Below are 20,953 nucleotides of genomic sequence, written 5' to 3' on the forward strand. Positions count from 1 at the left end.
GTTCCATTTAGATAAATAAAGTTGATTGGAACGGGGTGTGCGAGACTCCTGCGAGAATACGCGTCCAAATGAGACCCCGCAGGCGGAAAGCGAGTGCCTGCAGTGGAAATCAACGGTCAAATTTTAAAGCCTAAAAAACTTTATAAAAAATCAATTATTATCGAGTTTGTCTACAGTCGGAGACGCCATAAATGACGTCTTAACCATTTACTTTTTTATATATCTTTTCAACACATAACCACTTTGGCTTCCCGTTTTCACTTTATACCACTCACCATGTTGAGCCAGTATCGTTACGGTTTGGTCACTGTTGAGGTGTCCTACCACTGTAGAAGATACATGTGTTTTTTCTCTTATATTCAACGTTCTTGCTGTCACTATCCCCGTTGTCTTCCTAATGGAAATTTCCGTTGAAACGGTTTTTTGATTATCACTCGAATCCTTTGCCGAGATTGTCACCGTATACGTCCCGTTGGACATATTTCTAAAATCCCAGGTCGCCGAATGACTGCCTTTAATAGCCTGCCTTTCGGCAAGCAGGCCAACCACTTTGCCTTTGCTGTTCTTGATTTTCACTGTTACTTCAGAGTTTTCATTTATTGTATACGTTACGTTCGCTTTTTCTGTACTGTAATTACCCGATGTATCGACATCAGTGATTTTTGGTGCAGACGTATCCTTATTAACCTTAATTGCCAGTGTTGCCACACCCTCATTCCCGCTTCGGCCTGTTGCTGAGACTTCGGCTGTATATATACCGTTACTTACCTCTTTCATATTCCACGTTGCGAAATGGCTTCCCTTTTTCAGTGAGAGATCACGGACTGGGGTAGCCGTGACTTTCCCTTTACTATCTTTAATTGTGAGTGATACGGCAGCCTCTTCCTTAAGAGAATATGTGATACCAACCTTATGCTTTTGATAGTCCGCCTTCGCGTTCACATCTATTATACTCGGTGCCTCCTTTTCGACAGGATTCGTATTGAATGCACCCACTTCATCGCCATATTCCCTCACTACATTAGTATTAGGATAATAAAACTCCAAAATTTCCTGATACGTTTGACCTGCTTCTGCTCTGTTCTTTGCTCCAAACTGACTTAATCCGACCCCATGACCGTAACCTGACCCTACAATAGCAATTCTGGAAGGATCCGAAATCGAATGGTCAACCAGGTAGCTTTTCATCACATCCTTCCCCACCATGCCCCTGATTCTTGAGGCCGCTACATTTTTAAGGGTAACCGTTTTCTTCAAGAGTTTGCCCTTATCATCCAACTGATTTCTTACATAGAATTTCAGTTGGATGGAGCCTTTCGTTGCACGGCCGCCCTTTGTTTTATCGTTAAAGGTTAAAACGGGAATTTCCGTTATTTTAATATCTTGTTTGGCATATCCATTATTTTTCAGCCAAGCCTTCAGATTAGGAACAATCGTTTTATCTTTTTCCTGTACACTTGTCCACCAATCTTTAGGCTTCGATAAGTCCTTTTTTGACAGGTCGATTTGCTGCTTGTCCAGCTTTATCTCCCAATTGGCTTTTGGGTCATAGGAATCCTCTTTTATCGTTAAATAGGCAAGCGGGTCTCCACTCGTCCAAACATTGGAGTTCACTTCGGTCATGCCTCCATTGCTTGAGGAAAAGAACGCCTCGATTATTTCCCCATCATGTTTGACTACCATACCCGTTGTCTGTTCAATGGCTGAATTCGTATTGTCGTGACCGTCCGCCCCTCCATATACTTGGTAGGAAATCGTATCATCAATCAATTTGGATTGATGGCGAAGTGCATAAGACCGGGCTGCAACTGCCTGCGCTTTTAAAGCTTCATCAGGCCATAGTGCAGGCATCTCATTCGGGACAACGCCCTTTAGATAATCTTCAATATAAACATGATTGATGGGCCTAATGTAACCGCCCTCCACTGTAAATGAAAATGATCCAGAATACGGCCGGCTGTTGATGGACAGTAATGCATCTCGTGCAACTGGATATAGCTTAAAGGAAGAAAAAGATCCCCTTTTCTCGGAATCTTTGTAAACGGCAAGTTTTCCTGACTTCACTTTCAAAGTCAGCTCTTCACCTTCCTTGAGGACCACCTCTCCCCCGGAAATACGATAGTCCCCGGTTGCCGTTAATTTGACACTTGTTTGATTTCCTAAGTAATTCTTCAGTTTCACTTCCATCACTGTATTCTCTTTTGCTGCCTTTGCTCCGTGAGAAGAAAATGTAGAAAAAATGATAAAGAAAGCCAAAAACAAATACTTTAAACTTCTCATTCTTTTTCATCCTCATTCCTATCCTATTTATCAATCGATTTCCTTCCTAAACCCTTATATGATTCATTCCTTATTTTCACTATCTTTTTTGAATGGCAACTATATATTTTTCTAATTCACAAAGTACCTCTTCACATATTATCGAGGATTTCCGAACCTTCACTGTTTTAAATTCTGTATCTGCTACTCATTATCCTTCACATCCAATCTATAATGTTGGTGTCCTTTGAAAATGAATTTACGTAACTCAAGTGGAAAAAATATAAAAAAGCTGGACATGATTGAAACCATGCCCAGCTTTTTTATGATAAATATTCGCTGTATCCAACCTATTTCCTGTGGATGCTTTTTTTCACTTTTATTTCAAATACTTCTTCAAAACCGGTTTCATATGATCGACAACGACATGGCTCCCGCCTCGTCCTTTTACATCTTCAACCATCCATGCCATGAGAAGTTCCGGATCTTCTGTATCCATGGCTACAAACCAGCCGTTTTCAGTTCCATCAGAATTTTTGGATGCCTTGATTTCAGCAGTTCCCGTTTTGGCTGCGATTTTGATGCCAAGATCATTTATACCATGTCCGCTACCCTTAGGATGCTCCACTACTTGTGTCAGCATCTTGGTGATTTGATTCGCTTGATCTGCAGATATGGCATTTTCTTTCCAAATTTTCTTTTCTATTTTATCTCCTGTTACTAATGAAGGTGCCAGGATGTTTCCTTCGTTCAAGAAAGCTGAATACGTCATAGCCAGATGAAGCGTGCTCATTTGAACCTGTGCTTGACCGTATCCGGCGTCTGCCAAGCGCCCTTCACTGTCGATTTTACCAATGCTCGATGCTTTGATCGGATATTCGTAGTTCAAAGGTTCATCAAAGCCAAATGCTTTGAGTCCACTTGTGAATTTTTCCTTACCTAGCCCCAATGCTTTTTGGGCAAAATATATATTGTCAGAATAAATTAATGCTTTTTTCATATCGATTGCAACACCAGGGTCAGAGACCCTTGTAATGGAATGGTCTTTCCAGGTCGATTTAGCCCACGTTTTCCCTTGGATATTTATTGCCTCATCCGGATCCACACCATTTTTCAAAGCGATTGCCGCAGTAAGTGCCTTAATGGTTGAACCGGGCGCAAAGGTTGAACTGAAGCGGTTAAGAAGCGGCTTTTTTGGATTTTCTTCAAGCGCTTTTTGTTCCGCTTTTGTAATCCCGAATATATATTTATTAGGATCGAATGACGGACTTGACACAAGTGCAAGTGTTTCACCAGTCATCGGATCAATGGCCGATGCAGATCCAGCTTCATTCTTATATTGCTTAAAGATATCCTTTTGAAGCTCGGCGTCGATGGTTAACGTAATTGTTTCTCCTTCTTCAGCAGGCTTTTCAGCAATTACTTTTTCTTCGCCATCTTCTGATTTAATATAAATCTTTCCGCCTGGTTTCCCTCTCAAGCGTTCTTCTAAAACTTCTTCAAGACCCCGCTTGCCAATCACATCACTTGCACTATATCCTTTCCCTTTTAACTTCTCCAGGTCTTCGGCAGATGCCTCACCTACATATCCAATCAGATGGGCAGTAGCCTCTTTATAAGGATATATTCGTTCTTCTGTATTATTGACCGAAACCCCAGCAATGCTCAATAGCTTTTCCAAGGTTGCGGTATTATCATTTGACATTTTCTTGATAGGTACAAGATATCCAGGCTGCACCCATGGTTGTTTTAATTTCTGATTCAATTCGTCGGTAGACATATTAAGGATTCCAGCGACCTTTTTAACCGTTTCGGATTCGTTAGCCATTTTCTCTGGCACAATTCCTACTTCTGCTACCGTTCCGTTCATGGCAAGACCGCGTTCATTTCGATCGACAATTTCCCCGCGGATGGCTGGATACGATTCTACCGATATCTTTTCATTAGCTTTCAGCTGAGGGAAAATATAGCTTTCATCCCACTTGATATACCAATTTTCCTCGTCACCTTCCCCTTCCTTGACAAGGGTCGCTTTATGGTCAGAGCTGACAGCACCCGCCATAGTGGACATATCAACGGTATAAGCAAGTTTTACTTTTTCTCCATCTTTATGTTTTTTTTCTTCTTTTGGCTGTTTATAGTCCACCTTTAATTGGTCAACTTCTATGCCCTTATATATTTTTTCATAACGCTTCGCAAATTCATCCGCACTGATTTCTTTCTTCGTCTCAGGTGACAGATACTCGTACATCTTCTTAAAATCCTGTTTATTCCAAAGCTTCGTGTATGCTGCAAAGCGATCTTCTGGACTTGGCTCATCCGAGCAGCCAGCCAGGAACAATACGCTCATCAACAATAAGCTGGAAACTAAAGCTAGTTTCTTCATGAGTTCCTCCTATTGAATAGTTAGAATGATATACATATAGTTTATCAAAATATTAGAGGAATGGGGGAATTTGTATGACTAATTTCTTCATTTTGCTAATTAATTATGTTTTTTCTAAAGCAAAAGTCCTGTACATAGATACAGGACTTTAAAACATTCTTTTTTTGCGGCTTTTTTTCTCTTGCAACCATTTTTTCAAGAAGAAAAAGCCCAAGATAGATGAAATGGCGAGACCGCTTATCGTTACGAATACGGCTACCCATTCAAAAAAGGTATAATTCATATACGCTTTCCATGGCAATTTCCCTTTCCAATCTCCAATGTAGAGATTCATACCGAATATCCCTGAAATAACCGTATAAATCGTTAAAATTTGCAAGAGATAATTACTTCTTTTCCCGGACAGCTTATCCTGATTCTGATAGAGGTAAGAAAGTGTTTCTTTTACTTCTTTATAGAGTGGGGCAATCCTAAAGGTATCCTCCGTTTTTTTGAATAACTCTTTCCCTGTAACCGTACTATTGACTTCATTGAATAAATATTTCGCAGAAAACTCTGTGATCATGAAGATCAGCTGTTCCGTATTTGATTGATCTTTTTCTACATCGATCTGGGAATGTTCATGAACCAGTTTAAGCAGCACAATTTTGTAATAGAAGGTAAGCAGAATTGTATAAAAGTTATGGCCATACATTTGGCTCGCCAGTACCTGTTCCAGGTTACCAGTAGCTTTCGTGACACATGCAAAATGGTACATGCTGGTAACATAATAGGTCTCCTCCCCCCACCTGTCATACACACTCTCACGATAATACCGTTCAATATAATCAGGATTCAATGCGCCGATATATGCCTCTCCATCATTGTCGTATCCATTTAACTCACTAGCTCGAAATAAATCATTTTTAGTAATATCACGATCTTCCGGGAATGCGATATAGCTGATTACATACATCCTTTCATCGATAAAAAAAGGTAAACTGCCAAAATAAGTGGGATCTGCTTGTTCTTCGTCCATATACTCTTCCATTGGCGGCAGTAGTTCGTTGAAGATGAAGTCTTTAACCTGTTCATATTGATTTTTCCTGCAACCGACTTTTGTCTTCTCTTCGTCATCAGCAATCGGTTCGAGGATTCGGAATGTGTCGCCAAAATAGAGTACATCATTGTAAGAAATCCCTTCAGGCAATGTAACGCGAAGATTCATCATGCCAATATGAAACGGGCATATGAAGATATCTATGGAGTTAATAATGAATGGGGTATTTAAAAAGGGCGATTCGAAGGTGCAATCAATATCAAGGTTTTTCGTAAAACGTCGCAAGCCTTCCTTCTGTTTCGGGTTATCAGGAAATAAAATCGGCTCGATGTAGGGCATGAAGTATTTTTCCAATTTACGGTGTGAAATTTTATGGCCACCATAAAATTGATTTTGTTGGTCCATATCTTTCAAGTTCAAAAAAACGAAATCTTCCTCAAGCAACTTTTTCACAAACGTTTCAATCTTATTTCCTTCAAGCGTGAACGGAAAGATGTACTGCTGGAAAGTTCGCTTAGTCTCATCATTCTTTTTTACTTTCACATCCATAAATTTATTCCTCCGATTAAACTGGCCGAACCAGATTTAATTCATCTTGCTTATTATATTTACCCAGGTATGTGCAAACGAAACAACACATATTATAGAAATAAAGTGGACAACTAATCCATTCAAAAAAAAGATCCCCCAAGCCAGATGCTCGGGGGCCATCGAAAAGAGTTTTTCAACTCTCTTCACTTTAGGGTACTAGAAACTGATGTTTCTAATGAAAAATCCGATATTCGGACCATTTTAACATTTATTTTCAATAAGATAAAACATGAAAATTCTCCATATTTTAGCTTAATGACTTATTATCACTAAATTAATCCTTATATACATGTACTTACGGACGAAAATATAACTATAGGAATATTCATATGATCTTCTTACTCCTTAAGACAGTCCTTTATCAATAAAAATCACGTTTAAATAAATTGAAAAAGGGTAAATAAAAAAAGCAAAGGAGAGACATCATGAAATCAAGTAACAGTAATAAACACTTTAAGCTTTTCGAAAGAACGACTAACTCTAAACCGAGTGAAAGAAAACAAATGAGCGATTTCGTCAAAAAAATGAAAATGAATGCTCAAAACACTCACTTAAATGGTAAAAACTCATGACATGTAGAATGTCATGAGTTTTTATCGTTTACAATGCGATTTCATTCCCCTGAAGGTTGTACCTCACACATTTTTTGATACCGATTACATTCAAAAAATGTTGAATTTTTTTCATGGAGGTTGCCTGATATTCATCTACAATAGAAAACTCTTTAATATATGCGATTTTTTCTTGTACATCTGTATCTATATGATCTTGGTTGTATTCTTTTTCATTTGATTTTTTACATGTGTACACAACAGCCTCACCAATTTTCCTGGTCGCCTTATCAAAATAAAAAGAAAACACAATGGCACATTCATCATCGTAAAAAGAGGGCTGAACTTTCATATTAATATCTATCATTAACCTTACACCTCTCTCCGTTTTGTTATTTACACTATAACAAATTTTAAAAAAGGAAATAGGCGTTCCAAACTACGTTCACGTATATTCCACACCCACCTAATGGACCTTATATTCCCAATTCATAGACAATTATAACTACAGGAATATGCGCGAAAGAATAAACCATTGATAAGAATAAAAAAAACATCTTCAAATGAAGATGCTTGAATGAGTTATAGTAAGCTTCATTCCTTATTTATATAAACCTGGAAGTTCTGCGTAAAGGCCTGGTAATTCGCTTGGGACAATCACGAAAGCAGCGATGATAAGAAAAGATACGACTAATGCTTTAGTACTTTTTTTCATAGGTCATTCCTCCTTTTCTTTTAAAAAAATATTGGTTAAAATAGAAATTAATTCTATAGTTATATTTAACCACACTTCTTAATACTATATATTTCGACTAAAGAATCTATTTAAACCGTTCAGGACATGTACATACAGCTTTCACCGATTTTTCATAACAAAATATAACTCTAGGCATATTTTAAGGAGAATCAAAATGGATTTTTTTGCAGTTGGACAAAAGATCAAAGAGCTACGTAAACAAATCGGACTTTCCCAGGAAGAGTTAGCATCCGGTATTTGTACACAAGCACAGATCAGTAAGATTGAAAAGGGTGATGTCTATCCATATGCCTCAACTCTCTACTTAATTTCCCAACGTTTAGGTGTTGATGTAAACTATTTTTTCGATATTGGCATGACCCCTAGACTGGATTACGTGGAAGAAGTGATTTATCAATTAAAAATAGCTAGAAGAACCAGAAATTATGAAGAAATGCAGCAAATTGTAAAGGCTGAGGAAAACAGTCCTCTCTTTCTTCAGAATAAAAAGAATCATCAGCTAATTCTTTGGCATAAAGGAATATACGAATACGAAAAAAACAAAGATTTAGATAAGGCCATTGAATTTATTAATAAGGCCATCGCCATTACTCATACTACGGATAAAATTTATTCGGAACGGGAGCTTGAAATATTAAGCAGCCTAGGTGTAATGTATGTTGCTGAAGAACAATACGAAAATGCTTTTGCCTTGTTAAAAAAAGCTTTGAATCACCTGAGAGCTCTGCCCTTTTTGACGGATAAAACGCTAAAGACACGTTTATCCTATAACTTTGGCAGAGTGTTAACACGCCTTGGTCGATATGAAGAGTCCATTGCATGCTGCCAAGACGCCATAAAATGGTGTCTCGAACATGATCAACTATATGCTTTAGCAGACTTGCATTACCATTTAGGTTACAATTTCGAGCTGGTAGGAAACTTTGAAGCGGCAAGAGAGTACTTGGAAAAGTCAGCTTTTCTCTTCACATTACAAAAAAACGATACCTTTGCCACTTTCATCAACAAAAAGTTGGACAGTTGGAAGAATGAAATGAAAATAAATTAATTTTATATATTAAAGCCATTCCCCACGGGAATGGCTCTTCCCATTCACCAAGAATATGTATAAGCTCTACTTCATCAATCCCAAAACCCGCGTCCTACATTTCAAATTCCAAGCCAAAATGAAGTATAATAAAGAGATGCTTCAAAAGCCCATTCAAAATATAGGGCCCTCCCCCTCCTTCACTAGGCTTTGTGAAGTTTAAAGGGGATGATGGATTTAAAGGCATGGTCAACGTAAATGCTAGGAATTCCTGTTTGGAGACTATATATCAGAACCACTTATATTCAAAGGGATTTTTGACGATATTGACTTTTACAGGGTTTAAATGAATATACGGATTTTTGCAGTAAGCGGTTTGTTCGATTAATTGATTAAAACGTCAAGAGAACAGCCATGAAAAAAGGTCCAGCAAAGGGCATATGATGCCATAAAAAAATGTCATGTGCATTTGCTCTAGATGGAATATATACACGGTACCAAGGTGTCAAATCCTCGGTTACCGAGGCAGAAATACTATTATAAAAGTACTGATGATTCATGATCATACAAAAATATCATTTCGGTAGACAGGGTTTAACCCTGAAGGAGGAGAGTATGGAGCGGGAGTTGTTGTTAGTTGGGGAGCGGCTGGCGGAATTTTTGGAGGCCGGGAATCCGGATGATTCAGACGTTGTGAATCAGGGGCTCCAGTTATATCGTCAGGGGCTTGTTGACATAAAAGAAGAAGCGGAAGATATGATTGCGGCAGAGGTACAGGATGAGACGCGCCATAAGGCCAGGTTGAACCTTCTCTTCCCTCAAGATGGAAGCTGTACATGTGATTCAAGGTTCATTTGCCGGCATCAAATGGCCGTTTTCTTTTCTGCGTATTCAGATCACGCCAGTGTTTCCGACTGGCTGAGCGAGTGGAAAGCACCAAAGAATTCCTCAACCGCCCAAGCGCTGCAGCAAGTAAAAAGGGCAAGTGAATTACTTAAACAAGCAGAGGAGAAATCGATCATCTTAGATAAAAGCTATCCATCATGGAAGCATTTCGTGAATGTTACCTTCGCGGAACACGTCGAGCCTCATATAGGCGAGCCAACTTATATGATTGAAAACCATATACAAACCTACTTTAAACGACTTAGCTCAAAAGCTCCAATGGAAAGGGAATGGAAACTGCTTTACCATTTCGTTACGCAATTTTGCACGATGCAGCTGACACTGAGAATGATTCAGTTACATAAAGACCAGACGCAAACAATCAGGGTCTTTTATGCTCTTGCTGTCGACCTGGCAGAAGATCTGCATGAAACGGTACAGCCGCTTAGCCGACAAGCGAGGCCTTTCGCCTTTGATCCCTTCGTATTCAGCATCAAGGAAGATGTAGCTAAACTTCTGGATGGCAAAGAAGGTCTGGAATATGAAAAAATCGATCTCTATCGGGAAATTTGGAGCTACTTATTCTCCAACTCCTCTTGGCGCAAAGAGGAACTGGAACGAATAAAGGAAGAACTACCAGAGAAGTATATGGGCACGACTGAGAGGACGTCCTATTCCCTCGCAGCCATTCACCTATCCCTTCTTGAGAATCAAGATAAACAAGCGATTGACCTTCTACATGAATTAAAGAAGGAAGCCTGTCCATACATTTTTTATTGGCTGAATCTCCTATCTGAATCAGACAACCGATCACGGGGCATCCCTTTCATTGAATTCATCATCGCTAACGTACAAGAGTTCCTGGCTGGTTTATCCGATTATTATCAGCGCGTGGATTTCGTACGGACCTTTACGACCTTGATTAGCAGTTGCTGTTATAAATTAAAACGGACCGATTTGCTTGAGAAATTTTACAGAGCAACCCTTCCACACAGCTATTGGAATTATGCAAACTTCCTTTTTGAACAAGGACAATATAAAAAATGGGTGGAGATGCATATTTACTCAGAAATCAGCATTGACTTAATCAGCAGTGAATCCATCAAGGAAGTGGTCTCTAAAGAACCGGAACTGATTCTGCCGCTTTATTATCACGCGGTTCAGGAAAAAGTTTCCCTGAAGAATCGACCAGCCTATAAGCAAGCTGTCCGTTATTTAAAAAAAATGCGCACCATCTATAAAAAGAGCAAAAAGGAAGACGTATTTGAACGTTATATACTATATGTGGCCGATTCAACTAAACGGCTACGCGCTTTCCAAGAAGAACTAAAAAGGGGTAAGCTTATCGATGTTTAATCCAGGGAAATTAAAAATCAAAATAGCGGCTCTCGAAAACGGATCTTACGTCCTTGGTGTCGTCAATGAAGAGAATACCTTCCTCAACTCGAATTATGTACGTAGACTTTTATTCAATTGGGATGATGCAAGCTTTTATGGAACTAAAATGAATATGGATACAATTGATGGAAATCCTGTTTTCATTCTTGATGCTTGGGGTCTTCTCAACTTTTTTGCGAAGGAAAGCTTCAACTCCTTCATAGAATGGGAATGGTCGGAGATCTCCTCTCTTTGCCTGTCAGCAGCGCCTGTTCTTCATGAATCCATTGAAGCCGGAATCCCCGTACCGGATTTCACTAATCTGCAGTTAGACTCCATTGGCTGGAAGCTGCCGGAAGAGGTAGAGGAGGAATTCGTCCCTTCGTTTTGGGAAGAAGGCATATCTTTAGATCTTCCTTCACCAGAAGCGGAAACCAATCGGACTTTTATCGAAAAGTGGTATAACCGTGCCGCTAATATGTATTTAAAAAACTACTCACCCATGCAGCATAAATGGAGTGAAGCCGTCGGGGCTTTAAAGGACTCCCGACTTTCACCTGAAGAATTGCAAGCCTTTTTTGACAAAGACAGCTGGCAGGAATGGCTAGGGACCCAGCCAGATCCCAAACCCTTCACTATAGGCCTTCGTTTAACTGAGCCCCCTGATGGTAATGGGCCTTGGGTACTCGATGTCACCCTTCGTTCCAAAAGGGATGAGAATATCATCGAAACATATACAGGAAAAAAATTGCCGCGCGGCTGGAATAAGTATGCAAGTGAAGTGGTGCGTGCTACGAAACGATGGCAACTCGTCGTGCCATGGCTTGGGGAAAATGGACGTCTAAAAAGGGAGATTTCGGAGGCGGATGCATGGGAGTTCTTGACCGACGCAAGCGAAAAACTCCTGTTTCTTGGTGTTGAAATTCTCCTTCCATCTTGGTGGCTTGCCTTGAAGGAGTCCTCTTTGAAGGTGAAAGCAAAAGTTAAGAGCCAATCCAACCGCGGCCCTTCTTACGTAGGGCTGAAAGCTTTAATGGACTTCGATTGGAGGTTCTCATTAAATGGCAAAGAGCTCACTGAGGCAGAGTTCGAGGAGCTCGTCAATGAAAAGAGGCGGCTTGTTTTCATTCGCGGCCAATGGGTCAAGCTTGACCCTGCTTTCATTAAACAAATTCAAGAACTGATGGAAACCGCTAATGAAAAAGGAATTCAACTGACTGACTTGCTGCAGCAAGAATTATTGAATGACGTAAATGAAGATGGCGATGAAGGTTCAGGAAACGAAGAAATGCTCCGAATTCAATTTGAATTGAATCAGGAGCTTCGCAAGATGGTGGGAAGACTGAGGGAAACCAAAAACATTTCCATCTTACCCGTCCCTCCTGCACTACAAGGCGATTTGCGCCCCTATCAAAAACTGGGCATGAGCTGGCTCCTTTTTTTAAGGGAGCATGGTTTTGGTGCTTGTCTGGCAGACGATATGGGGCTGGGGAAAACGGTTCAGATGATTGCTTACCTCCTTCATGTGAAAGAAAGAGAAGGAGCAAGTAAAGAGCTACCCATTACCCCGAAGGATGAACAAAAGAGTGAACCGATCATCGTCGAAGAGGAAAGTAATGCAGAGAGCAGTGATGAGGCAGAAATTGTTACTTCCACACCCGAACCCGTTCCTGTTAAATCGGCGCTCATCGTCTGTCCAACCTCCGTCCTAGGCAACTGGCAAAAGGAGTTGGAAAAATTCGCACCAACACTTAAAGTCCACCTTCATTACGGATCAAACCGAGCAAAAGGTGAAGCATTTGCTAAAAAGGCAGCTCAACATGATATTGTGTTAACATCATATGGCCTGACCCACCAAGATGTCGTTGAACTATCCTCCATCGAGTGGAGCAGCGTAATCCTTGATGAAGCACAGAACATCAAGAATGCCCAGACAAAGCAGTCCAAGGCAGTCCGCAAGCTCAGCGGCCAGCATCATATTGCCTTGTCGGGTACGCCAATGGAAAACCGTTTAAGTGAGCTATGGGCGATTTTTGATTTCATTAACAAAGGATACCTTGGAACATTAGGTCAGTTTCAGGAAAAATATGTAGCCACCATTGAACGTGATGAACAGAAAGATAAGATCAAGGAATTACAGCGTTTAATACAGCCATTTTTGCTGCGTCGTACAAAACGTGATAAAGATGTGGCTCTTAATCTTCCGGATAAGCAAGAACAAAAGGAGTTCGTACCGCTTACCACCGAGCAAGCATCGTTATATGAACAACTTATCAAGGATACCTTCACTGATATCGAACAACTGTCTGCCTTTGAACGAAAAGGCATCATCCTGCAGATGCTGAATAAGCTAAAGCAACTTTGCAATCACCCAGCTCTTTACCTAAAAGAGATGGAAAAGGAAAACATCATGAAGGCGCCTAACCGTTCTGGCAAACTCGAGAAGCTGACTGAGCTTGTCGATGCTGTCCGCGAACAGGATGAAAGCTGCCTCATTTTCACTCAATATATTGGGATGGGCAACATGATGAAGGAATTGTTGGAAAAACGGTATGGCCTTGAAGTGCCATTCCTGAACGGGAGTGCGAACAAGAAGCAGCGTGATGAAATGATCACACGATTCCAAGATGGGGAATTCCCAATCTTCATTCTCTCGTTAAAAGCAGGGGGCACCGGTCTTAATCTAACAGAAGCAAACCATGTGATTCACTACGATCGCTGGTGGAATCCAGCTGTTGAAAATCAAGCCACCGACCGTGCTTACCGAATTGGACAACAGCGCTTCGTCCATGTTCATAAGCTTATATGCACAGGGACACTCGAAGAAAAAATCGACCAGATGCTTGATAAAAAGCAAGCACTGAACGACGAGATCATCAGCAGTGACAACTGGATCACTGAACTTTCCACAGAGGAAATCAAGGACTTGGTTGCTCTGCAATGATGGTCTTATCTTAAGAAACCGCTGGCCCGGTAAGATGATGGATGAGGATGGGGTTAGACATTAAAATAAAGGAGAATACATATCGAATATGTATTCTCCTTTTTATTAAGATTACGTCCATTCCAGCAGCAACGCTACAAAATTGGCACCTCAGATACTTTACTAAAACACCCATCTCGTTTAATAGGGTAATTGGGTAAATCCTAATCCGGACATAACTTCCAAACTACCGATGGAAGATTCACTTTTAGCCTATGACTGATTAGTCCAGTTTGAATGATGTCATTTATTAGCTAAGCAAAAATGGATTTCACCATATAGAGAGCCGTTATCCAGATTATGACTGCAGAGATTTTATTTAATATTCTTAGGAAACGGCCTGATGTATCTACTTTTTTCAGCATTCGTCCCGCCAGACATAATCCATGGAACCAGCACCATGATACAAGGATGCATGTTACCGTGAATATCGTTTTTTCCGTTCCTGAATATACAAGTGAGCTTGAACCAATCACACCTATCGTATCTAAGATTGCATGTGGATTCAGTAATGAAACAGATAAAGCAAATACAATTTGTTTTTTGGTGGACATCTGCATAGTTTGAGCACCGGATTGTGGGTTCCCTTTGGCAAACCAAATCTGAAAACCCATATATATTAAAAATATAACTCCGATTATGATTAATGAAAGACGCAGCCAATCATATTGCATGACAATCAACGAAACACCTAGAATGGCTAATAGAATGAGTAATGTATCACAAATGGCAGCTGTGATCGTTGCAGGCAAAGCTTTTTTTAAGGTAGGTTGAATTGCGCCTTGATTAAAAATAAATACATTTTGTACCCCTAATGGCAGTATCAGCCCTAATGCCAATATTAGTCCATGGAAAAATGGTTCCATACAAACACCTCCCTCCTTTCATATTCAGTATAATGAAAAACACAAGGGAATTGACCATCCATTTGGTTGGTTTTAAACCCAACCAATTTATCAGGAATTTAGAACATGAAAGGAGTAGCTGTTTTCGTATGTTTATAGAATGGAAACCAAATCGGCCTTCTAACCGATCACTTCACCAACAAATAGTAGAATGGATGCAACAACAAATTACACGAGGGGAATGGCCAGTTGCGACCAAGCTTCCATCACAGCGCTCATTGGCCGATTCTCTTGGGGTGAACCGAAGTACCATTATTTCAGCTATAGAGGAGTTAATTGCAGACGGATTACTGGAAACCAAGGTTGGGTCCGGTACATTTGTTTCTAATAACACATGGAATGTGCTTGTCTCCAGCAAACAGCCCGACTGGAAAAACTATGTACGGAACGGCCTTCATGAGCCTAATTTAAAAACGATTCAGGACATTAATCAATATGAAACGGACACTGCCATCATCAGATTGGGCACTGGAGAACTTTCTCCATCTCTATTGCCTACAAAAAAAATCGAAAAGACTTTGCAAACCACATCTTTTGATGCTCACTCATTAGGCTATTCTGAACCCAAGGGTGATAAAGGCCTTCGCCAAAGTATAAGTGATTATTTAGAGTCAAAAGGAGTAATCGCCAACCCCAGTTCCCTCATGATCGTGTCAGGGGGGCTTCAGGCACTCCAGTTGATTTCGGTGGGTTTACTTCAGAAAGGATCAATGATTTTACATGAGTCCCCTTCTTATTTAAATTCTGTGCATCCCTTTCAATCTGCGGGCATGCATTTAGTAGGCTTATCAAAACAAGGCCGGGAAAGTATTCCCACTCAAATAAAGCGTATCAATGGTAGGCAGAAAGCGTCACTCTTTTATACCGTGCCAACGTTTAACAACCCAACCAATACTACATGGACAAAAGAAGAAAGAATAAACCTCTTATCCATTTGCAATAAAGAACAGATTCCGATTATTGAAGATGACGTATATAGTGACCTATGGTTTGAAAATGAACCGCCCCTACCTATTAAATCCCAAGATACTGATGGCCTTGTCTTGTACATTGGCAGCATGTCCAAAACATTAAGCCCCGGGCTGCGCATCGGATGGATCGCTGGTCCAATAACGGTGATTGAAAGGTTAGCAGATATTAAAATGCAAATGGATTACGGTTCAAGTGCACTATCTCAACATCTTGTGGCTGAATGGTTAACGAGTGGTCAATATTCAAAGCATTTAGAGTGGCTGCGGTATGAGTTGAAGGTACGCAGAGATTTTACATTAACTCTTCTCAATCAATATTTTAAGGGAATAGCTGAATGGCAAATACCCCAAGGCGGATTTTATATATGGTTAAAATTATGTAAACCAATTGTGAATCCAAACCTTTTCAAGCTGGCGATAAAGGAGAGCATACTCATTAATCCGGGGTACATATATGAACCAAGCAACAATACACACCTTCGGCTATCATATTCATATGCGTCTGAGGAAGAGTTAGCTTATGGTATTCAAACCCTCTCAAAGATCATTCGCCGGTTGATTTGACATCTTGAAGGATAGGAGACGCTCATCTTGTCGAGGAGCTGCCGTGGCAGCTCCATCCTTATTGAGTAAAGTAACTTTGCGTACGTTTCATTTAACGGAAGTCTCATACCTTACAATGTCCTGCAGCTTTAGAGGATGATATCACGGATTAGCAACTTTCATTTTTACGTTCCGCTCTTTTTGCTGGATGATGAAAAAAGAATGGTGATAGCCATGATTGATCATGATATGATCGAGGATTGCAGTAAGCGCCTCACCCTTATTCGGCTGATATGTCTCTGAACTTTCCTCAATGATGATTTTTTCTTGGTGGGGGTCATAATTAATAGATGTTTTAGCACCTCTTTCACAAAAAGAAAGGGTTACCTCCTGACATAGAGGAAAATCCTGATAGGGTGAATCTGAGCGGGGATCCTTTTCAAAGGGAGAATGGAGGTGCTGAAGTGCATCAAAGAAACTCGTTTTTGTAAGATATGACCTGTCGCTTCCTCTCCTTTCGAATTTCACTGTAATTCCTAGACTACTTCCTTTATTGCTGGATTTCTTCTTATAATTCATAGATACCCTCCTTTTAATAGATTCTTTATACCTAATTCTTTTATCCTACTCCATATACCTGCCGGATAATGAAAATAATTCCTCACTAATGGATTTCCATATTTGCACGGTGAAAACGTAGCAAACTACCCCATAAACATCACTAAAGAACTCATTCATCAAATCCATACTCGGGAAAAAACAGCCCTCTTGGATAAGAGGGCTGCCTTTCGTTATTTTTTTGCTTTATTGATGTTAAAGGATTTCTTCGATTCATTTCCTGCAAGATCAGTCACCTTAAATTCAAACTTGTTGTTGCCTGATTTAAGCGGCAGTTCCAAATCCTCTATCTTCTTCTTATAGGCACGCATTTTATATGGTTCCTTGAATTCATGATAGAACACTTCGCTTCCGTTCAGGTAAAGGCGGATTTCATCGAAATTATCCTCTACCGTCACGTCCACTTTTGGATTTTTGCCTTTGACTCCAACAGTTTCCGGTACACCTTTAACTTTTAAACCTGGCTTCGTTACATCGATCATAATCGTCCGTTTAAAGGAAACCGTGTTATCCCATTTATCGGTTGCTTTAACCGTGAAGCTTTGGACACCCTCTTCAAATTTCTTTTCATATGAGAATTCATATTTATTATTCGTCTTGTTATACGTTACAGGGACCGTTTTATTGTCGATTTTAAATTCTTTTATTTCTGACGCTTCTTCAATATCCCCTGTTATTTTGATTTTATTTTTATTGTTAACGCTCAAGGCTTCAGGACTTTTGATCTTAACAGCAGGTGCGTGATTATCGATTGGTGCTGAATCTTTGGCCAATTCAGTTTCAGCCGCTTTTTCATTACCTGCAAAGTCAATTGCCACAACCTGAACCTTTTCCCCTTTTACATCAGGCAGGGTGAATTGTTTCGTATTCGCCGGGAGCGGCTCTTCCATGATGGATGCTCCATCGACTTGTACATCGTAATAAGCAAGCCCTGAACCATTCAAATTATCCTTACCTTGGATGGTTAATACATTGCCTTTTTTCGAAATCTTGACTGTCGGCTTTACCGTATCGATTTTGATAGGCATTTTAAATGTCTGCCATTTTGCACCCTCGTAATCTATCATCGCTTTGATTTCAAAATAATAGACCCCATCCTTAGCCATTGCATTATTGATTTTACCATCCCATTTACGGGCCGGATCAAGTGTGTATGCGGTCCCTTGTCCGCCATCATAATAATCCTTACGTACATTATTCTCTGTGCGAAGTTTCCGGACTGATTTGTTCTCACCATTCAATATATTATATTCTACCTTTTTTGCATTCCTTAAGAATGATAGGACCGGCACGAAGTCATCCTGTGCACCATCACCATTTGGAGAAATCGCAATATTTTTGCCATTGAATGTTTTCCCCGCAGGGTCGTAACCTAGATAAGTGAAATCTTCACCAGCAGTCGATACTCCTCCTGCCATTCCATAGAAAGACTCTTTATCATATTTAGTGCCATCCAGGATTGGGGCTTTGTCCCACTCCCCTTTAAACCCTACATACGGAACATGCAATTCCGGGTTAGTGTCAGCTGGATCCTTCAATGTTATGAACCCTTCAACGAAATATCCATTTGGAAAGACCTTGTCAATGTTTACAAGAGTCTGAAGATCATCGCCAAGTACTTTTGCATTGGATATGTCCACTTTCACTTCAAATGTAACGGATTTTTTTGCAGGTACGGTAATCTTGTTTGTATTTTTATTATTGATTTTAATCGAAGCGTCCTGAATTTCCTGTGCCTCTAATTGATTAGCGGAATAACCCATTTGACCCTGAATGGCATAGTCTGTTTGGACATTTCCTTTTACATCATATTTGACTGCTTTATTACTGAAGTTTTCAACCTTCAAAGTAAAGGCGAACTTATTGCCGATTTCCTTCATGGCAACCTTCGCTTCTTTCGTAAATGCCTCCGTCACGACAGCTGGCGTGGACAAAGCAGATTGAAGCTGCATGATTCCGGCTCCCTGCCTGCGAGGCGAATAAGGATTTTCCCAATCCAGTGCTTTATTGACGACACCTTGATCCGTTAATGGTTTCGAAGTATTCATCATCAGGTTCTTAGCCAAATTGGCCCGGGCAAATCCATTTAATTTAAAGTCTTTATCCACCCTTTCAAGAACCAGTGCAGAACCACCGGAAACATGAGGTGCTGCCATCGAAGTGCCGCTCATCATACCATATTCATCGTTGTTCAACGTCGAGTAAATTTGTCCGCCTGGTGCCGTGATTTCTGGTTTGAAATCCAGATTTGGTGCTACACCCCATGAACTGAATGAACTCATTTTTCCTGCTTCTGGATTCACCGCTTTTGTTTTATCACCATTAAAGGTAACCTTCACCTTTTCTCCATCCGTTAAGGCCGCTTTCAGCTTGGCACCATCCGACTTCAACATGAACAGCTGTGGAATGGTGATGCTTGGATCTGTGGCCATGGAAATATATCCGTCAGCATTATTGTAAATAATGACTCCTGTCGCTCCTGCTGCCTGGGCATTTTGCGCTTTTTCTATAAAAGAAAGCGTGCCACGTTCGATGAGGGCGAACTTGCCCTTAACATCCACTTTGGAAAGCTCCTCTGGCGTTCCAAGGCCTGCAGCAACCAAGTCATGTGTTTTATCCTTCAAAGCATTGGGATGTACGCTTGAAGCCGACATGAACGGAGCTTTTCCTGCTTGTCCGTTTATATCATAAGTCGCTGCATCCAAATCCATATAATTATTCTCGACAGATGCCACTTGTACCGAATCATAAGCAAGTCCAGGTGAGCCTGAAACGCCAATATCCGGGTTTGAAGCTAATGGGTTTGCAAATCCGTTTCCAAAGTGAGCCGAATTTCCTGCTGAAATCGACATCAGGATCCCATTATCAACAGCTCTCGATACGGCCTGCTGCTCAGGATCTTCTGCTGATACAAAACCTGCAGTGGAACCAAGGCTCATATTTAGCACATCTGCCCCAAGAATGATTGCATCATCAATTGCCTTAATATAAATATCACCCCATGTTGTCTGCATGGCGGGATCATTTCCGAATACCTTTAAAGCAAGAAGCTGGGCTTCGGGAGCCACCCCTTTAATTCCGCCATGCTCTTCATCTCCATTGGCACCCGCAGTTCCTGCGACATGCATCCCATGCATGGAGGCTCCTTCACCAAGATCAAGGATTTCTTCATTTTCATCCATGTAATTGTATCCATATGGTACCTTCGCCGTATAAAAGTTGCCTAATAGATGGCTAGATTCCTTCATGCCGTTAATTTCACTTTCAGTGAGTTCTGCTTTATTCTCATCGTTCAGGACCATATCACGGTGAGATGGGTCGATTCCAGTATCGATAATCCCCACGACCATCCCTTCCCCTGTATATCCATATTCCCGCCAAGCTTCCTGGGCTTGGATAAGTTCCTTACTATAAAGCATCTCGGGCTTTTCAACTGGACGTTCATATTCGTTTGCTATATGTACTTCAGCAACTTCAGGCATGGCTTCCACTTTTTTGATATCACCATACTGAAGTTCACCACTGAACCCATTGACGACCGTCGTAAAACTTTCCATTTCCTTGAAAGCGATTTTTTTGTCCTTCACCTTGTTTTTCAATTTCTTCTGATTAGCTAACTTTTCGGACTTTAATTGTTGTTTCTTATTTTTCGATAACTGTTTAAAAAGTTTCCCTTCTTTCGAAGCTATTTCTATTGCCGGGGCTTCCTTCATCTCAACGATGACCCTGACCTTCTCGTTACTTTTGTATTTCTTCTCCAAGTCGTTTTTCTTCAGCTTTAGAATACTTTCCTGATTCTTCTTTCCATCACCCGAACCGTTCGGGGAATCTGGGAGCTTGGCTGCGGAAACGCTTGCAGTAAATACTAATAGAAAGATTGCTAGAATGGACAAGCTTCGTTTAATCAATGAACTTTTCCTCCTCTAAAATAATCAATTTTTGGAATTTTCTTACTAAGTATAAAAGTATCACAACTTTTGGGGTGATTTTAAGAGAGAATAGTCACTATTTTCCTATTTCAAACTAGGATATTGTTATTATTTTTCATATTTTCATAGTTT

General features: G+C 40.4%; 11 protein-coding genes. 4 read left to right on the forward strand and 7 right to left on the reverse strand.

Going from position 1 to position 20,953, the window contains the following annotated elements:
* Positions 1-207: 207 nt before the first annotated feature.
* The 4 genes from ACQKMH_RS17890 to ACQKMH_RS17905 all read right to left on the reverse strand — a co-directional run bounded on the left by ACQKMH_RS17890 (position 208) and on the right by ACQKMH_RS17905 (position 7,193).
* On the reverse strand, positions 208-2,280 hold the full coding sequence (locus ACQKMH_RS17890) for a SpoIID/LytB domain-containing protein (protein ID WP_427588811.1): 2,073 nt from the start codon (positions 2,278-2,280) through the stop codon (positions 208-210).
* 358 nt (positions 2,281-2,638) lie between these two features.
* Positions 2,639-4,645, reverse strand: coding sequence for a penicillin-binding transpeptidase domain-containing protein (locus ACQKMH_RS17895; protein ID WP_427588812.1), 2,007 nt, complete (start codon positions 4,643-4,645; stop codon positions 2,639-2,641).
* A 148-nt stretch (positions 4,646-4,793) separates the two neighbouring features.
* Entirely contained in the window at positions 4,794-6,233 is a 1,440-nt protein-coding gene (locus ACQKMH_RS17900; protein ID WP_427588813.1) for a hypothetical protein, read from the reverse strand.
* A 642-nt stretch (positions 6,234-6,875) separates the two neighbouring features.
* Positions 6,876-7,193, reverse strand: coding sequence for a hypothetical protein (locus ACQKMH_RS17905; protein WP_427588814.1), 318 nt, complete (start codon positions 7,191-7,193; stop codon positions 6,876-6,878).
* A 544-nt stretch (positions 7,194-7,737) separates the two neighbouring features.
* Between ACQKMH_RS17905 and ACQKMH_RS17910 the strand changes: the two genes are divergently transcribed.
* The 3 genes from ACQKMH_RS17910 (at position 7,738) to ACQKMH_RS17920 (ending at position 13,816) form a co-directional block, all read left to right on the forward strand.
* Complete coding sequence (locus ACQKMH_RS17910; RefSeq protein WP_427588815.1) at positions 7,738-8,631, forward strand: tetratricopeptide repeat protein; 894 nt, start codon at positions 7,738-7,740, stop codon at positions 8,629-8,631.
* A 594-nt stretch (positions 8,632-9,225) separates the two neighbouring features.
* Entirely contained in the window at positions 9,226-10,851 is a 1,626-nt protein-coding gene (locus ACQKMH_RS17915) for a hypothetical protein (protein WP_427588816.1), read from the forward strand.
* The gene (locus ACQKMH_RS17920; protein ID WP_427588817.1) at positions 10,844-13,816 is read left to right on the forward strand and encodes a DEAD/DEAH box helicase; all 2,973 of its coding nucleotides are present in this window, start codon (positions 10,844-10,846) and stop codon (positions 13,814-13,816) included. Before ACQKMH_RS17915 ends, ACQKMH_RS17920 begins: the two co-directional genes overlap by 8 nt.
* A gap of 293 nt (positions 13,817-14,109) precedes the next feature.
* Here ACQKMH_RS17920 and ACQKMH_RS17925 read toward each other — a convergent pair whose 3' ends face one another.
* Positions 14,110-14,721: a LysE/ArgO family amino acid transporter gene (locus ACQKMH_RS17925; RefSeq protein ID WP_427588818.1), complete on the reverse strand. Its 612-nt coding sequence runs from the start codon at positions 14,719-14,721 to the stop codon at positions 14,110-14,112.
* A 128-nt stretch (positions 14,722-14,849) separates the two neighbouring features.
* On the opposite strand from ACQKMH_RS17925, the gene ACQKMH_RS17930 reads away from it, so the two are divergent.
* Positions 14,850-16,295 carry a PLP-dependent aminotransferase family protein gene (locus tag ACQKMH_RS17930; protein ID WP_427588819.1) on the forward strand — a complete coding sequence of 482 codons (1,446 nt, stop codon included), beginning with the start codon at positions 14,850-14,852 and terminating at the stop codon, positions 16,293-16,295.
* 141 nt (positions 16,296-16,436) lie between these two features.
* Here ACQKMH_RS17930 and ACQKMH_RS17935 read toward each other — a convergent pair whose 3' ends face one another.
* Together ACQKMH_RS17935 and ACQKMH_RS17940 are read right to left on the reverse strand one after the other, a co-directional pair.
* A complete protein-coding gene (locus tag ACQKMH_RS17935; RefSeq protein WP_427588820.1) occupies positions 16,437-16,853 on the reverse strand; it encodes a hypothetical protein in 417 nt (138 codons plus the stop codon).
* Positions 16,854-17,065: 212 nt separating this feature from the next.
* The gene (locus ACQKMH_RS17940; protein WP_427588821.1) at positions 17,066-20,800 is read right to left on the reverse strand and encodes a S8 family serine peptidase; all 3,735 of its coding nucleotides are present in this window, start codon (positions 20,798-20,800) and stop codon (positions 17,066-17,068) included.
* Between the last annotated feature and the right edge of the window lie 153 nt (positions 20,801-20,953).

Origin of the sequence: Peribacillus sp. NPDC097895, assembly GCF_050277555.1 — a bacterium.
In the GTDB taxonomy this organism is placed as follows: Bacteria; Bacillota; Bacilli; order Bacillales; family DSM-1321; genus Peribacillus.

Bases quoted from the DNA above. Each gene is read 5' to 3' on its own strand.
- ACQKMH_RS17925 (WP_427588818.1), bottom strand. From the start codon at position 14,721: ATGGAACCATTTTTCCATGGACTAATATTGGCATTAGGGCTGATACTG.
- ACQKMH_RS17895 (WP_427588812.1), bottom strand. From the start codon at position 4,645: ATGAAGAAACTAGCTTTAGTTTCCAGCTTATTGTTGATGAGCGTATTG.
- ACQKMH_RS17920 (WP_427588817.1), top strand. From the start codon at position 10,844: ATGTTTAATCCAGGGAAATTAAAAATCAAAATAGCGGCTCTCGAAAAC.
- ACQKMH_RS17935 (WP_427588820.1), bottom strand. From the start codon at position 16,853: ATGAATTATAAGAAGAAATCCAGCAATAAAGGAAGTAGTCTAGGAATT.
- ACQKMH_RS17905 (WP_427588814.1), bottom strand. From the start codon at position 7,193: ATGATAGATATTAATATGAAAGTTCAGCCCTCTTTTTACGATGATGAA.
- ACQKMH_RS17890 (WP_427588811.1), bottom strand. From the start codon at position 2,280: ATGAGAAGTTTAAAGTATTTGTTTTTGGCTTTCTTTATCATTTTTTCT.
- ACQKMH_RS17915 (WP_427588816.1), top strand. From the start codon at position 9,226: ATGGAGCGGGAGTTGTTGTTAGTTGGGGAGCGGCTGGCGGAATTTTTG.
- ACQKMH_RS17910 (WP_427588815.1), top strand. From the start codon at position 7,738: ATGGATTTTTTTGCAGTTGGACAAAAGATCAAAGAGCTACGTAAACAA.
- ACQKMH_RS17930 (WP_427588819.1), top strand. From the start codon at position 14,850: ATGTTTATAGAATGGAAACCAAATCGGCCTTCTAACCGATCACTTCAC.
- ACQKMH_RS17900 (WP_427588813.1), bottom strand. From the start codon at position 6,233: ATGGATGTGAAAGTAAAAAAGAATGATGAGACTAAGCGAACTTTCCAG.